This is a genomic window from Bacillus cabrialesii (assembly GCF_004124315.2).
GTDB classification, from domain to species: Bacteria; Bacillota; Bacilli; order Bacillales; family Bacillaceae; genus Bacillus; species Bacillus cabrialesii.
Genome location: NZ_CP096889.1, coordinates 2,254,403 through 2,268,894 on the forward strand (window position 1 = coordinate 2,254,403; position 14,492 = coordinate 2,268,894).

General features: G+C 42.7%; 16 protein-coding genes. 4 read left to right on the forward strand and 12 right to left on the reverse strand.

What is annotated here, in order from left to right; genetic code table 11:
• The first annotated feature begins 96 nt into the window (after positions 1 to 96).
• Positions 97 to 285 (forward strand): YppF family protein, encoded by a 189-nt coding sequence (locus tag EFK13_RS11290; RefSeq protein ID WP_064813638.1) that lies wholly within the window; start codon positions 97 to 99, stop codon positions 283 to 285.
• Between the two features lie 40 nt (positions 286 to 325).
• Here EFK13_RS11290 and EFK13_RS11295 read toward each other — a convergent pair whose 3' ends face one another.
• Positions 326 to 697, reverse strand: coding sequence for a YppE family protein (locus tag EFK13_RS11295; RefSeq protein WP_129505358.1), 372 nt, complete (start codon positions 695 to 697; stop codon positions 326 to 328).
• A gap of 45 nt (positions 698 to 742) precedes the next feature.
• Complete coding sequence (locus EFK13_RS11300; RefSeq protein WP_129505357.1) at positions 743 to 988, reverse strand: DUF5446 family protein; 246 nt, start codon at positions 986 to 988, stop codon at positions 743 to 745.
• 197 nt (positions 989 to 1,185) lie between these two features.
• Here EFK13_RS11300 and sspM point away from each other — a divergent pair, with 197 nt between their 5' ends.
• Complete coding sequence (sspM, locus tag EFK13_RS11305) at positions 1,186 to 1,290, forward strand: acid-soluble spore protein SspM (protein WP_024715286.1); 105 nt, start codon at positions 1,186 to 1,188, stop codon at positions 1,288 to 1,290.
• 24 nt (positions 1,291 to 1,314) lie between these two features.
• Here the strand turns inward: sspM and EFK13_RS11310 are convergent, their stop codons facing one another.
• Complete coding sequence (locus EFK13_RS11310) at positions 1,315 to 2,277, reverse strand: DUF2515 domain-containing protein (protein WP_129505356.1); 963 nt, start codon at positions 2,275 to 2,277, stop codon at positions 1,315 to 1,317.
• A 40-nt stretch (positions 2,278 to 2,317) separates the two neighbouring features.
• Here EFK13_RS11310 and recU point away from each other — a divergent pair, with 40 nt between their 5' ends.
• Positions 2,318 to 2,938, forward strand: a complete 621-nt coding sequence (recU, locus tag EFK13_RS11315; protein ID WP_129505355.1) for a Holliday junction resolvase RecU — start codon at positions 2,318 to 2,320, stop codon at positions 2,936 to 2,938.
• Between the two features lie 21 nt (positions 2,939 to 2,959).
• Positions 2,960 to 5,701 carry a PBP1A family penicillin-binding protein gene (locus tag EFK13_RS11320; RefSeq protein WP_129505354.1) on the forward strand — a complete coding sequence of 914 codons (2,742 nt, stop codon included), beginning with the start codon at positions 2,960 to 2,962 and terminating at the stop codon, positions 5,699 to 5,701.
• A 75-nt stretch (positions 5,702 to 5,776) separates the two neighbouring features.
• On the opposite strand, the gene EFK13_RS11325 is transcribed toward EFK13_RS11320, so the two are convergent.
• The 9 genes from EFK13_RS11325 to panD form a co-directional block, all read right to left on the reverse strand.
• Positions 5,777 to 6,271: a YpoC family protein gene (locus EFK13_RS11325; protein ID WP_129505353.1), complete on the reverse strand. Its 495-nt coding sequence runs from the start codon at positions 6,269 to 6,271 to the stop codon at positions 5,777 to 5,779.
• Positions 6,268 to 6,927, reverse strand: coding sequence for an endonuclease III (gene nth, locus EFK13_RS11330; protein WP_003225594.1), 660 nt, complete (start codon positions 6,925 to 6,927; stop codon positions 6,268 to 6,270). The genes EFK13_RS11325 and nth overlap by 4 nt, the downstream gene beginning before the upstream one ends.
• A gap of 18 nt (positions 6,928 to 6,945) precedes the next feature.
• On the reverse strand, positions 6,946 to 7,644 hold the full coding sequence (gene dnaD, locus EFK13_RS11335; RefSeq protein ID WP_129505352.1) for a DNA replication protein DnaD: 699 nt from the start codon (positions 7,642 to 7,644) through the stop codon (positions 6,946 to 6,948).
• Positions 7,645 to 7,738: 94 nt separating this feature from the next.
• Entirely contained in the window at positions 7,739 to 9,031 is a 1,293-nt protein-coding gene (gene asnS, locus EFK13_RS11340) for an asparagine--tRNA ligase (protein ID WP_029316846.1), read from the reverse strand.
• A gap of 143 nt (positions 9,032 to 9,174) precedes the next feature.
• A complete protein-coding gene (aspB, locus tag EFK13_RS11345) occupies positions 9,175 to 10,356 on the reverse strand; it encodes an aspartate transaminase AspB (RefSeq protein ID WP_129505351.1) in 1,182 nt (393 codons plus the stop codon).
• Between the two features lie 22 nt (positions 10,357 to 10,378).
• Positions 10,379 to 10,864 carry a cell wall elongation/penicillin-binding protein regulator TseB gene (gene tseB, locus EFK13_RS11350; protein WP_129505350.1) on the reverse strand — a complete coding sequence of 162 codons (486 nt, stop codon included), beginning with the start codon at positions 10,862 to 10,864 and terminating at the stop codon, positions 10,379 to 10,381.
• Positions 10,865 to 10,872: 8 nt separating this feature from the next.
• Positions 10,873 to 11,043 (reverse strand): YpmA family protein, encoded by a 171-nt coding sequence (locus tag EFK13_RS11355; protein WP_064812912.1) that lies wholly within the window; start codon positions 11,041 to 11,043, stop codon positions 10,873 to 10,875.
• Between the two features lie 144 nt (positions 11,044 to 11,187).
• A complete protein-coding gene (dinG, locus tag EFK13_RS11360) occupies positions 11,188 to 13,983 on the reverse strand; it encodes an ATP-dependent DNA helicase DinG (RefSeq protein WP_129505349.1) in 2,796 nt (931 codons plus the stop codon).
• Between the two features lie 125 nt (positions 13,984 to 14,108).
• Positions 14,109 to 14,492 (reverse strand): aspartate 1-decarboxylase, encoded by a 384-nt coding sequence (panD, locus tag EFK13_RS11365; RefSeq protein WP_003225586.1) that lies wholly within the window; start codon positions 14,490 to 14,492, stop codon positions 14,109 to 14,111.

Sequence of the window (14,492 nt, forward strand, 5' to 3'; positions counted from 1 at the left end):
CAAATTGTGTCGAAAGTTTAAATTTTTTAAAAACAGAAAAAAGTCGAATCATTATGGTACCATATTTTCAATACAGATGAGAGGGGATGCACCATAATGAACGTATCATACTTAAGCAAACGTTTTGCAGAAATGAAGAAATATGAAACAGACTGTATGAATAAACTGATGGACTTTGCCAAGTTCCTCTATATTCAAGGACATCTTAACACAACTGAGTTTCGTAACAGTATGAAGGTTCTCGAAGCAAATGGAGCAGAAAGCCCGGCATATGAGCTGAATTAATGTCAGGCCCCCCTATAACAATTTGAAAAGAAGACAGCCTTTATCGGCTGTCTTCTCTTGCCATTTCATCCTTTACCGCGTGCAATGTATAAAGGACTGACTCAGTGATGTCCTTGAAACGTTTTTTATGAATATGATGAACATATGATTGAAGGACCAATTCCAGGAAATTATCCTTTACGGTCTCGATTTGCTCTCTATGCACATATTTCGGGCGGCGGGCTTCTATCAATTCAAGCGCTCCTTTCGCCCATCGAGCCGCCAGATCATCATTCTCTTCAACTGCTGGCTTTATCGTCTCAAAAAAATCATAAGAATGATCACTGTTTTTTCCTTCCTGGTATCGATCAGCGCCTTTTTCAGCAGCTTCAATCATTTGCTCGGTCATTTCAAGCAATGTTTGTGATTGCAATATCTTTCACCTCAATGCATATCGTACCAAATTTCGCTCGCAAATTCAGCCGATGCGGTATACCTTTTCAAATGCATACCTGTGTTCAGGTGATTGATACAGCTCATTTATACAAATATGAAGGTCCATAATCTCATCTTCCAGCACACTCAGGCGCTCGCTTTCCGTTTCCCGCAGATCAGCCTCAAATGCGTTTAAAGAATGATTCAAGCTCTGCTCAGCTCGGGTTAATTCGTCTTCTATATCAGAAAGCATACGGAGAATATCTGTCTTGCTTACGTAACCGGACATTCGTGTACCTCCCTTTCCTTGTCTCTCCCGGTTAACATTCTTTGCTCTTCAGGCTCTTTCCTTCCTCATGACAAAACTAGAAGCAAATCGCCAAACAAACAGGTATTCCACGAAAAGCTGAAGTTTTCGACAAAAACACCGCAAACATTGTATGATCCTCCCCTTTAATGCAAACGATATTTATGAGGAGGTGCCGTATGAAAACAAGACCGAAAAAAGCCGGCCAGCAAAAAAAGTCTGAATCAAAAGCAATCGATTCTTTAGATAAAAAACTAGGCGGCCCGAACCGTCCTTCTACGTAAGAAGCAAGGAATTTCCTTGCTTCTTTATTTTTTCAGCCAATGCTCCACCGCAAAAAGCGCATGAAGCTGGCGTTTTTTATGTAAATACCAGTCTGTCAATTCAATCTGCTTCGGCAATTCTTCACGCCTAAACAACGCTTTCTTTATCTTTCTATGAAACCAATCCGTTTTCTTTCCGTCTAATGAGTGGATTAACTCAGGGTAGCATGTCCTTAGCATAGGAGATGTTCTTTTTGTGATTCCGATCATTTTTTCCATATCAAAACGGGAGCCTGTGTGCGGCACTGAGTGCAAAAAGTGATAAAAAGAAGCGAACAATTCTGGGCTGAACAGCAATTGAGACAGCTGCTTTCCCAGCCTTATCCTTTCTTCAGTCTTTGAAAAACGTTTCACTGAAATGCCGTAAAGAACCCCGTCTGCAGCAGGAAAAATAACGGTATTAAAATGAAACCAATCACTTAAATAAAAAGGAATCGTGTCAAAAACGTTCTTTTTAAACGAAGGATTTTGTATAATAGGTGTTTGGATAGTGTTTTGTTCATTTATAATGAGGGCATACATCAGCCGCTCCGTGTTTCGCTCATGCCAAAAACGGGCCCATTCTTCCGTCATAAATTGTGAGACGCCAAACATATGCAGATGATGGAACAGCGGTTTCCCGATTTTTTTTGACCAGTGGTACAAAAGAAGCTGCGGATAGGCATCCGAAAAAATAAGCCAGTTCGCTCTTTCATAGGCTAAAAAGAACCACTTCTGCTGTCTCTCACGGAGTCCTAGCTGAAACAGACTGCCTTTTAAGTCAGTCATTGACCAGCCGGCATTGCGAGAAACGAAAGATGCCAAGAGCGACCATTTGATTTCCGGATGACGGTCATAAAATGCTTTATATGCGTTCGTTCTTGAAATGTTATCTGCGTTTTTTGCTTTTGTCTGCCGCTCAATACGGCTCAAAAGCTTTCTGATGGTCTGTTGTTCTTTCACGTTCATTCACTTCCGTCATGAATAGTTTAATAAGGAGGATGAGAAAGTGATTCGGTATCCTAACGGAAAAACGTTTCATCCGAAACATTCGGTTTCATCCCAAAACAGTCAGAAAAGGGCCCCGTCTTACAGTAATCGCGGAATGACCCTCGAAGATGACTTAAACGAAACGAATAAGTATTATCTGACAAACCAAATTGCCATCATACACAAAAAGCCGACACCTGTTCAAATTGTAAATGTCCATTATCCAAAAAGAAGCGCCGCAGTGATTAAAGAAGCTTACTTTAAACAATCATCGACAACAGATTATAACGGGATTTACAAAGGGCGGTATATTGATTTTGAGGCGAAAGAAACGAAAAACAAGACCTCTTTCCCCCTGCAGAATTTCCATGACCATCAAATCGAACATATGAAGCAGGTAAAGGCTCAAGACGGTATTTGTTTTGTTATTATATCCGCTTTCGACCAAGTTTATTTTTTGGAAGCCGATAAGCTGTTTTATTTCTGGGACAGAAAAGAAAAAAACGGCAGAAAATCAATTCGCAAAGATGAGTTAGAGGAAGCAGCTTTTCCGATTTCTCTTGGATACGCACCTAGAATTGATTATATTAGTATTATTGAACAGCTTTATTTTTCGCCATCATCTAGTGCGAAAGGTTGATTAACGAAAGGTTGAGATGTTATGTCAGATCAATTTAACAGCCGTGAAGCTCGACGAAAAGCGAATAGCAAATCGAGTCCTTCACCGAAAAAAGGCAAGAAACGAAAAAAAGGCGGATTGTTTAAAAAGACCCTTTTCACTTTACTCATTCTGTTTGTTTTAGGCGTAGTCGGCGGTGCCGTTACATTTGCCGTCATGGTTTCAGATGCGCCAAAACTGGACGAAAACAAATTGAAGACGCCTTATTCATCGACAATTTATGATAAAAACGGAAAAGAAATCGCTGAATACGGTTCCGAAAAGCGGTCCTACGTCTCGATAGATGAAATTCCCGATGTTGTAAAAGAAGCCTTTATCGCGACAGAAGACGCGCGTTTTTATGAGCACCACGGGATTGACCCTGTCCGTATCGGAGGCGCCTTAGTCGCCAACTTTACAGACGGCTTCGGGGCTGAAGGCGGAAGTACGATCACACAGCAGGTCGTCAAGAACTCCCTTCTTTCACATCAGAAGACGCTGAAACGGAAAGTGCAGGAAGTATGGCTTTCACTTCAGCTGGAGCGCAATTACTCTAAAGATGAAATTTTAGAAATGTATTTAAACCGGATTTATTTTTCTCCTAGAGCATACGGAATCGGAAAAGCGGCAGAAGAATTTTTCGGCGTCACAGACTTAAGCAAATTGACTGTTGAACAAGCTGCGACACTTGCGGGTATGCCGCAAAGCCCGACAGCGTACAATCCCGTTAAAAACCCGGATAAAGCAGAAAAAAGACGGAACATTGTACTCAGTCTGATGAAAAAACAAGGATTTATTTCTGATTCTCAATATAACAAAGCGAAAAAAGTGGCAGTGAAAGACGAAGGCGTTGTATCACAGAAGGAATATGAAAAAACAAATTCAAATAAATACAGTGCGTTTGTTGAAGAAGTCATGAAAGAAATTGAAGAAAAATCTGATGTCAATCCAGGTACTGACGGATTAAAGATTTATACGACATTAGATACAAAAGCGCAAGACAAACTAGATGAATTAATGGACGGAGACACTGTCGGATTTACTGAAGGCATGCAGGGCGGCGTTTCGCTTCTTGACACAAAAACCGGAGAAGTCCGCGCGATTGGTGCGGGACGCAATCAGCCTGTCGGAGGCTTTAACTATGCTACTCAAACTAAGGCACAGCCTGGTTCGACCATAAAACCGATTTTGGACTACGGACCAGTTATTGAAAACAAAAAATGGTCTACGTATGAACAAATTGATGACTCAGCTTATACGTATTCTAACGGAAAACCTATCCGTGATTGGGACCGTAAATATCCAGGGCCTATGTCGATACGTTACGCCCTTGCCCAATCAAGAAATATACCTGCTTTAAAAGCATTCCAGGCAGCTGGTAAAGATACTGCTGTAGACTTTGCAAATGGACTTGGCCTTGGATTAACAAAAGATAATGTAACAGAGGCCTATTCTATTGGCGGTTTCGGTGGGAACGATGGTGTTTCTCCTCTGACAATGGCAGGCGCATACAGTGCGTTTGGAAATAACGGAACGTATAATGAAGCGCATTTTGTAAAGTCTATCGAATTTAACGATGGCACGAAGCTTGACTTAACGCCAAAATCAAAATCAGCAATGAGCGATTATACTGCGTTTATGATTACAGATATGCTGAAAACAGCTGTGAAGACAGGTACTGGACAGCTTGCACAAGTACCTGGTGTGGAAGTAGCAGGAAAAACAGGAACGACTAACTTTGATGAGAATGAAGTTCAAAGGTACAATATTGCTAGCGGCGGCGCCCGAGATTCTTGGTTCGTTGGCTACACACCGCAATATACAGCTGCCGTCTGGACGGGTATGGGAGAAAACGAAGCTGGAAAGAAATCACTTTCAGCTGAAGAGCAAAAAGTTGCCAAGCGCATCTTCGCCCAACTCATCGCCGATGTAGATGACGGAAGCGGATCATTTGAAAAGCCTGACAGCGTAGTGGAAGCCACTGTAGAAAAAGGCTCTAACCCCGCTAAACTGGCAGGACCGAATACGCCAAGCGATAAAAAGCTCACAGAGTACTTTGTAAAAGGCACAGCTCCTTCTACTGTTTCTAAAACATATGAGAAAGAAGAAAAAGAAGAAACAGAACAACTGTCTGGTTTAAGTGTGAAATATGATAAAGACAATCAATCTTTGACATTAAGCTGGAATTACGACGGAGATGCGACCTTTGCTGTTAAGCAATCCGTTGATGGCGGCAGCTACTCAGAAATTCAAAACAGCTCTGCAAAAGAAGCAGTGATTTCGGGTGTGCAGCCAGGATCTGTATACAAATTCGAAGTGACAGCCGTCAGTGATGAAGGGAAAAGCACAGCCTCCACATCCTATGAAGTGCCGAAAGCTGAAGATGATGAAGATAAAAAAGACCAGCAACAAACGGATGATGAAAAACAAGATGATGAGAAGACTCAGGATGATACACAAACGGATGATTCTCAAAAAGATGACGGTCAGACGGATCAAGATCAGACAGATGATTCAACAAACGATCAAGACAAAAAACAAGACAACACGAACACCAATCCGTCTGACAACAGTAACCAAGACCCATCAAACGATAACGACAACAGCAACAACCAGGATACGTCGGATGGTGATTCGAACTCAGGTAAGAATGATTCATCAGGTTCTGATACAAATAAAAACAAAACAGACACTACCGACAAAACACAAACAAACTCATCATCAACAACTGAAAAAACAAATTAAACAAAAAGCCGTCACCCTTTTGGGTGATGGCTTTTTTGTTTACAATAAAAAGCCTCCCCTAATATGGGGAGGTTCTTAACGATTCATCGCATGATATTTATAAAAATGCTTTTTCATTTCAGTAAACAGCTCATCCAACTGGATAAAGCAATGGTATTGAGTCGGCTTTAGAAGGATAAATTCCACTCGTTCGGCCCAATTGATCGGCTTTGCGGGAAATGATTTCTCCGTCAGTTCTGCCCAATCAAGCGATTTCACACGCTCACCTGCTGTCCAGTGAAACGAAGCAAGCAAACACACAATGCCCTTCAGCATGTCATTTTGATCGCATCTCGATTTTCGTGTTTGAAAGACAGGCAGAAGTGATTCTTTAATGTCTTCCCACACGTTAAATAAAAGCGGAACGTACTTGCCGCTGTCCTCCCATGGCAAAACACCTTGAGATTCCGTGCAGAAATCAAAATACACTGGGTTAACCAGCAAGACATCTTTCATATCCGAGGAGATCACCGGGCCAAGACTGCGCAAGTAGTCCTCATAGGAAGCCAACACTTCTTTCGCTTGCGTCATCGCTTCACCAGTCCTTTTTTATCTCTCTTCTGCCCTTCTCTGCACAGAGAAAGCAGCGGACATTCCGCACAGCGCGGAGACTGGGCCTTACAATGATATCTGCCGAAGAAAATAAGCCGGTGATGCGTAACGGACCAGTCTTCTTTTGGGACCTTGCGCATCAGCGTTTTTTCCACTTCCAGCACCGAGTCCTTCCACCGGCAGATGCCCAACCGTTTGCTGACTCTCTCCACATGGGTATCTACGGCAATGGCCGGCACGCCAAAGGCAACGGATACCACGACGTTGGCGGTCTTTCTTCCGACCCCTGGCAGTTTGACAAGCTCATCGCGGTCTCTCGGCACTTCTCCGCCGTAATCTTCAATTATCATTTTACTCAGTTTTTGGATGTTTTTCGCTTTATTACGGTACAAACCGATTGATTTAATATCCTGCTGAAGCTCTTCCAGCGAAACAGCCAAATAGTCTTCCGGCCGTTTATATTTTTGAAATAATGTTTTGGTCACTCTGTTTACAAGTGCATCTGTACACTGGGCCGATAAAGCGACTGCCACCACTAATTCAAAAGGGTTGGAATGAACCAATTCACACTCCGCATGGGGAAACATGTCGCCTATCTTGTCTAAACAGAATTCAATTTGTTTTAGATTTAACACGATTGTCACCTTTTCACTTTATTGTTCAAGCCAATTGTAAAAAGGAACCTGCCTTTTATACTCTTTTTGCGGTTCATTCTGCTTTGTTTGTACACGCCGGAATTTTTGACTGTGAATTTTTGCCTGCTCCACAGTTTTCAGCCCGTTTTTTTTCCATTCAAACAAAATCCGGTCAATGTAGCGGAAACTGAGTTTCCCTGATAGCACAGCCTCTTTTAACGCGTGTTTGATCAGCTGTGCGTCATGCTGATCTTGATCTTGCCATATAGCCAGTGTTTCACACTCCAAAGGTGATAATGGCCTTGCGAACTCTTCCTCAAAAATCGTATAAAGGCTTTTTTGTTCCCCTTCTGCTTTTCTTTCCTGTGTTTGATTCTGTGCAAGCTGTAAATACTCGTACAGCTTGCCCCATAAAGGCTGAAGAGAATATTTCTCAAATTTGATGCCGTTTTGGTCTTCACATTCTTCAATAAACAGAAAACCTCTTTGAATAAACATCCGCAATCTGTTTGTGCATTCCTCAATAGAAATAGACATACCTTCCTGCAGCTGATTCGGTGTAGGAAAATAAGAACCTTTTTCTAAATGCATTTTGATTTTTAACAGCAGAATAAGTTCCGTCTCATTAAGTCCAAGCTGTTTATAATTTGTAAGCAAAAGATTGGGGATTGTTGACGTTCCCTGCTCCTGCATATCAATAAATTGCTGTTTTTTCATCGTCACACCTCTTACTGTAAAGGATCGTGATTTCCCCTTTACTGTAAAAAGTCTCCCTTGCAGGAGACTCTTTTTCTTGTTTCATTGAAATGTATTACGGATACAAACGGTTCAACAGTCTTGGGAACGGAATGGTTTCACGAACGTGAGGCGCTCCGCTGATCCAAGCTACTGTCCGCTCTAATCCAAGGCCGAAGCCGGAATGAGGAACTGATCCATATTTTCTAAGTTCAGCATACCATTTATATGCGTCAGAATCCAGTCCATGTTCTTTAAGACGCGCTTCCAAAAGTTCCATATCGTGGATCCGTTCAGATCCGCCGATGATTTCTCCATAGCCTTCCGGCGCAATCAGGTCTGCGCAAAGCACGACATCCTCGCGGTCAGAAGCCGGCTGCATATAGAACGGTTTTAGGGACGTAGGATAGCGGGTAATAAACACCGGTTTGTCATAGTGTTCGGCAATCGCTGTTTCGTGAGGCGCTCCGAAGTCATCTCCCCACTCGATATCGTCAAAGCCTTTTTCTTTCAGAAAATCAATTGCTTCGTCATATGTAATTCTTGGGAACGGAGCTTTGATTTGCTCAAGTTTTGACGTGTCTCTTCCTAATGTGTTTAATTCAATTTTGCAATTCTTAAGAACTGATTGCACGATGAAAGAAACGTAATTTTCCTGCACTTGAAGGTTTTCTTCGAATTCAACAAACGCCATTTCCGGTTCGATCATCCAGAATTCGATCAAGTGGCGTTTGGTTTTAGACTTTTCCGCTCTGAAGGTCGGCCCGAAGGAGAATACTTTTCCCAACGCCATAGCTGCAGCTTCCATGTAAAGCTGACCGCTTTGAGACAGGTAAGCATCTTCATCAAAGTACTTTGTCGCAAAGAGCTCCGTTGTTCCTTCAGGCGCGCTTCCAGTCAGAATCGGCGGATCCACTTTTACGAAGCCTTCGTTATTAAAGAATTCGTAAGTCGCACGGATGATTTCATTACGGATTTTCATGATCGCATGCTGGCGTTTTGAACGCAGCCATAAATGTCTGTGATCCATTAAAAATTCCGTTCCGTGTTCTTTTGGCGTAATTGGATAATCAGTCGCTTCGTGAATGACTTCAATACCTGTCACAGCTAGTTCATAACCAAGCGGAGAACGCTCGTCCTCTTTGACAATCCCTTTTATATAGAGTGACGTTTCCTGCGTCACTGATTTAGCTGTTTGGAAAATGCTTTCTTCCACTTCCGCTTTTACTACGACACCTTGAATAAAGCCGGTACCGTCCCGCAGCTGTAAAAACGCAATTTTCCCGCTTGAACGCTTATTAGCGACCCAAGCTCCGATTGTTACTTCCTCACCTACGTGCTTATACACTTGGTTGATTGTTGTTTTCAACATATTTCCCTCCAAAACAAGAAAGACATTCGGAAGCTTATTGCCCCGCGAACTCTTTTATCATCACTTTATTATACCCGCTCTTAACTAACCGGGTCAATGCAGATAAAAAGCGGCTTTTCTGTCAGCCGCTCTTTGATCTGTTAGCTATGTTTTTCTACAAAACGTTTGATTCTGTCAACCGCTTTTTCAAGAAGATCTAACGATGTTGCGTAAGACAGGCGGACATTATCAGGAGAGCCGAATCCGGATCCAGGAACAATCGCAACTTTTTCCTCCTCAAGAAGCGCTTTAACAAATTCATCTACATCTTTAAAACCGCATGATTGCGCTGCTTCTTTTGCATTCGGGAACAAGTAAAAAGCACCTTCCGGCTTCACACAGCTGAACCCAGGGATTTCTACGAGCTTAGCATAGATCGTGTTTAATCGATGTTCAAATGCTTCTCTCATTTGTTCCAGCGGCTCAGAAGGCCCGTTATAGGCAGCAATCGCTCCGTACTGTGCGATTGATGTCGGATTTGACGTACTGTGGCTTGCAAGGTTAGTCATTGCTTTAATAATATCTTCCGACCCAGCCGCATAACCGATTCTCCAGCCTGTCATGCTGTGTGACTTCGACACGCCATTAATAATAACCGTCTGCTCTTTCAGTCTGTCAGAAAGCTGTGCAATGGAAACGTGTTTCTTTCCGCCGTATGTAAGTTTTTCATAAATTTCATCTGACACAATCAGAATGTCATGTTCAAGGCACACTTCACCAAGCGCTGACAGCTCTTCTTCCGTATACATGACACCAGTCGGGTTGCTCGGAGAGTTGATGACGATCGCTTTTGTTTTTTCCGTGATCGCATTTTTCAGCTGTTCAGGAGAAATTTTGAAATGATTTTCCTCAAGCCCTTCTACATAAACAGGCTTTCCGCCAGCGAGTTTCACCTGCTCTGGATAGCTTACCCAGTAAGGCGTTGGAATAATGACTTCATCTCCTTCATCCAAAATCACTTGGAAAAGGGTATATAGGGCATGTTTGGCACCAGTGCAGACAATAATTTGAGACGGTTTATATTCAATATTCTGGTCACGTTTAAATTTCTCTGCAATGCTGTTTTTTAGTTCAGCCAGACCACCTGAAGGCGTGTACTTCGTATGGCCTTCGTTCATTGAACGCACAGCGGCATCGATAATGTGCTGAGGTGTATTGAAGTCAGGTTCGCCTGCTCCTAAGCCGATGACATCATGGCCTGCGGCTTTCAGTTCTTTCGCTTTCGCTGTGATTGCCAGTGTGGTAGATGGTGTTAATGCGGATACTCTTTTTGCCAGTTTCAACTTGAACTCCCCCTAATTCGTCTTAAGGCGTGATATTTTTGAGAATCTTTCCAGTTGTAAAGTCCACATAACTTAAACTGTATTGACCTTCTTTGTCTAAGTACGTCACTTCCCAAAGCAGGACATTTCCTTCTCTTCCCAGGTGAACCTCTTTTTGCTTTGAAACCAACCCTTCATCCTGTATGATCTTCGCCGCTTTGTCTTTCGAGATTCCCTCTTTTGCTTCTTTTGAGAGAATTTTTGCTTTTTTATCATCAGGAACCCAGACATATAATGCAGTGCCTTTTTTATCTGTTCCTTTTACGACATAATATTTTTCTTTTCCGACAAATGTTTCGACTTGATCAACGCTGGCGAGATCGGTTTCTTTTTTAGCTTCAGCAGCTGCTGCTTCATGCCCCTCTTCCTTTTGTGCCATGGCTGATTTATAAATGTTTGCCGAGACAAGAAGTACTGCTAAAAAAATAATACCAAAAATGACGGTAAATATTAATGCTTTTTTTCTCATCTTCTCACCTACGTACGATAAATGGTAAAAACGGCTTGGTTTTTGTTTTCTTCATCCAGGGCTAGACCGAACATCAGATTGTCTCTTTTTAATGTCCGATTCAGTGTGTCTACAATTTTATACAGATCATCAGAATGCTCTACAGTAATTGTCGAAAGAATTTCGATTTTGCTTTCCATTTTTTCATCCTCCAGTTTGAACAAATATTGTTAGTCATACTCCATTTCAGGTCACGCCATACTAGTATCACAGAGCGGCAAAACCGCTTTTAAATAAAACACCATCCTACTCCCACACCGCAAAAGCCGCTTTATGCGGCTTTTTTATTCATTTCCCCTTAGAACATAGGCCTCAATCTCGCTGTCAGTCATTTCAGATACAGAGGTTGTCGGCAGGGCATCAAGAAACAGCCGGCCGTAACCAGCAGTTTTAATTCTTCTGTCCAATATGACAATCGTTCCTTTGTCTCCCGCTGTCCGCAGCAAACGGCCAATGCCTTGTCTGAAGGTCAGTACAGCTTCCGGAAGTGATACTGTTTGAAACGGATTCCGCCCTTTTTTGCGGGCAAGCTCACATTTTGCAGCATGAAGCGGATGATCAGGTGACCGGAATGGCAGCCTCACGATCATTACTGTTGTCAGCTCATCACCAGGGAAATCAACGCCTTCCCAAAAGTGATTTGTACCAAGCAAGATCGCCTGATTGGATGTTTTAAAAGTTTTCATCAGTTTGCCGGGACTTCCGCCTGTAATTCCCTGCGCCAAGAGCTGAATGCCCGAAGCGCTCATCACGTGCTTAAGCTCCTGATGAACTTTTTTCAGCATATCATGGGATGTAAACAGCACAAGGATTTTGGGCTGTTTTTCCTTTGCCATCAGTTCGATATAACGGGCCGTATCATGTATAAATTCAGTTTGCCCCGTATCTTGAATGGATTTCATTTCTTTTGGAATCATCACATGCATGCGGTCATCGTAAGAAAAAGGCGACTCAATTCTCATGGTGCGCGGGAAAAAGTCGCCCAGTCCCAGTCGCTCAATCATAAACTGAAAAGAATCTTCGACTGTAAGGGTTGCAGATGTTAGCACCACACTGTTTTTGCGCGCGAAAAACTGATCAGCCAGAAGTTCACCAGGTTCTAGCGGCTGCGCGTAAATGGCCACCGCGTTTTTTGCTCCCTTTGCGTCTATCTCAATCCAAACCGCTTCATCGTCATCAGACTCAAAGAACAGCTTCTGCAACGTTTGACAGTACTGCTGCAAACCTTTCATGCTTTTTTGATATTCATCAGCTAAAAAAACGGTTTTGCTCTTCATACCGGTCAGATGTTTTTCCATCAGGGCAGACTGTGCCTCAAAAAGCTGATGCAGATGTGTCAGCATGGAACATAGCCTCTCCGCTCCATCCGTAAGAATCGGCCAGCTTTTATCTTGGCTTTCTTTGTTCACCTTAAAAACTAGACGGTTTAAGTCTTCTTTAGGTTTTCTTCGTTTGACAAAAGAATGCACCGAGCTGAAGAAAGAATCACTTTCTGCTTGAATGTGCTGAATCCATTCTTCTAATTCAAAAAAGGAATCAACCGGCAGGCTGTTTCGCTGGAATAGCTGTCTCATCTTTTTAAGAAGTCCCTGTTCCTTCAGAGTGCCCATTCTGCTCAATTTAGTATGCAATTCTATGTACGTGGCTCTTTTTCCTAAATGTTCGCTTGCCGCACGTTCAAAATGATGTGCTTCATCGATAATAAATGTGCCGCTTTCAGGGAGCCTTTTTTTCTGGCTGCCTTCATCGGTCAGCAAAAGAGAATGGTTGGTGATCACCAAATCGGAGCGCATGGCAATCTGTTTGGCCCGCTCATAAAAGCCGGTCACATTCTCGTTGCGACTTCTTTTATAGGATTCATCGTCATAAGCCAATCTGTCCCACAGCAATTTTCCGCCTGAAGGCAAATTCAGTTCAGCTACATCCCCTGTGTTTGTCTCTGTCAGCCAAACGAGGAGCTGTGCCTTTGTCAGTACGGCATCATAATTATCATCGTCTTCATGAAGCACCTGCTCGAATTTATATAGGCATAAATAATGCGATTGCCCTTTTAAAATCGCCGCTGTTACCGGAAAAGGAAACAGATCTTGGACTATCGGCAAATCCTTTGTCAAAATCTGCTGCTGCAAAAGCGTTGAATACGTACTGATTATGACGGGCTTTTTTGATTTTTTGGCAAAAAGCGCAGCCGGAATAAGGTAGCCCATCGATTTTCCGATTCCCGGAGGAGCTTCAATCAGCGCATGCTCACGATTGGCAAACGCTTCAGCCACCTCTTTCATCATCATCATTTGGCCGTCTCTTTTTTCATACCCAGGCATTAACTCTGACAGCGCTTTTTCATTTCCCGCTTCCCAATTTTCAATCTCAAATGAGAAGTTTCCGTTTTCATTCACATGAACATCTATAGATTCGGGTTCTCTGACAGAAAAGGAAGAAAAGCGCGCATATCCCGGTATCTCGGTATGTCTGTTTTCATAAATGAACATATCCAACAAATGCGTCAGATCACTGATAAAATGCTGCGAAAGCCTTCTTAACTGCTTTAATGTAGGATAAGGAAGCTGCCGCAGCTTTTCAAGGATTTCCAAAAAAATAAGCCCTGTCACTTCAGCGTCGCTGTCAGCCCGATGCGGCTGATCATGCCGCAGCTGAAGCTCATCGCTTAATTCGGTCAGCTTATACCCTTCAAATCCCGGAAAAACAATACGGGAGAGTTCAACAGTATCCAGCACTTCACAATCCGGGAGCTGAAAGCCTGCCTTATGTAACTCATATTTGACAAATCCAAGGTCAAAATGGATATTGTGGGCGACAAAATAAGCACCGTCAAGCAAATGGAACACTTCTTCGGCGACAGCCTCAAACGGCTGTTCATGCTCTACCATTTGATTAGAAATTCCAGTAAGCTGCTCAATAAAAGCAGGTATGGATTTATTTGGATTAATGTATTTTGAAAACCGCTCAGTAATTTGTCCATTTTCGATTACAACCGCTGCGATCTGTATGATTTTATCGCCTTTCTTCGGCGAATTCCCTGTTGTTTCTACATCTATAACAACGAACCGTTGCTTATTCATTAAAATGGACACCTCAATTCTTGCATACGACAAAAGTGTAACACGTTTTGTGCGGAAATGGAGCGGCAAAACCGTTTTACTCTCAAAATCTTAAAAGAAAACCCCCGATAAAGGGGGCTTTTCTTTTACAAAATTGTTCGGGCTGGTTCGTTCCCCAGCATTTGTTCAATTTTGTTTTGATCATTCAGAACAGCCACTTTCGGCTCGTGGCTTGCCGCTTCTTGATCAGACATCATTTTGTAGGAAATAATAATGACCTTATCGCCTTCCTGCACAAGGCGTGCGGCTGCACCGTTTAAACAGATGACGCCGCTTCCGCGTTTCCCCGGAATAATATACGTTTCCAGACGTGCTCCATTATTATTATTTACAATTTGCACTTTTTCATTAGGAAGCATTCCCACCGCATCAATGAGGTCTTCATCAATCGTAATGCTTCCGACATAGTTCAGGTTCGCTTCCGTAACGGTTGCCCTGTGAAGCTTGCCGCTCATCATCGTGCGATACAT

What these genes read in the sequence shown, in the direction of transcription:
- EFK13_RS11290 (WP_064813638.1), top strand. Translation starts at nt 97, where the DNA reads ATGAACGTATCATACTTAAGCAAACGTTTTGCAGAAATGAAGAAATAT.
- EFK13_RS11300 (WP_129505357.1), bottom strand. Translation starts at nt 988, where the DNA reads ATGTCCGGTTACGTAAGCAAGACAGATATTCTCCGTATGCTTTCTGAT.
- sspM (WP_024715286.1), top strand. Translation starts at nt 1,186, where the DNA reads ATGAAAACAAGACCGAAAAAAGCCGGCCAGCAAAAAAAGTCTGAATCA.
- EFK13_RS11310 (WP_129505356.1), bottom strand. Translation starts at nt 2,277, where the DNA reads ATGAACGTGAAAGAACAACAGACCATCAGAAAGCTTTTGAGCCGTATT.
- EFK13_RS11320 (WP_129505354.1), top strand. Translation starts at nt 2,960, where the DNA reads ATGTCAGATCAATTTAACAGCCGTGAAGCTCGACGAAAAGCGAATAGC.
- EFK13_RS11325 (WP_129505353.1), bottom strand. Translation starts at nt 6,271, where the DNA reads ATGACGCAAGCGAAAGAAGTGTTGGCTTCCTATGAGGACTACTTGCGC.
- dnaD (WP_129505352.1), bottom strand. Translation starts at nt 7,644, where the DNA reads ATGAAAAAACAGCAATTTATTGATATGCAGGAGCAGGGAACGTCAACA.
- tseB (WP_129505350.1), bottom strand. Translation starts at nt 10,864, where the DNA reads ATGAGAAAAAAAGCATTAATATTTACCGTCATTTTTGGTATTATTTTT.
- EFK13_RS11355 (WP_064812912.1), bottom strand. Translation starts at nt 11,043, where the DNA reads ATGGAAAGCAAAATCGAAATTCTTTCGACAATTACTGTAGAGCATTCT.
- dinG (WP_129505349.1), bottom strand. Translation starts at nt 13,983, where the DNA reads ATGAATAAGCAACGGTTCGTTGTTATAGATGTAGAAACAACAGGGAAT.
- panD (WP_003225586.1), bottom strand. Translation starts at nt 14,492, where the DNA reads ATGTATCGCACGATGATGAGCGGCAAGCTTCACAGGGCAACCGTTACG.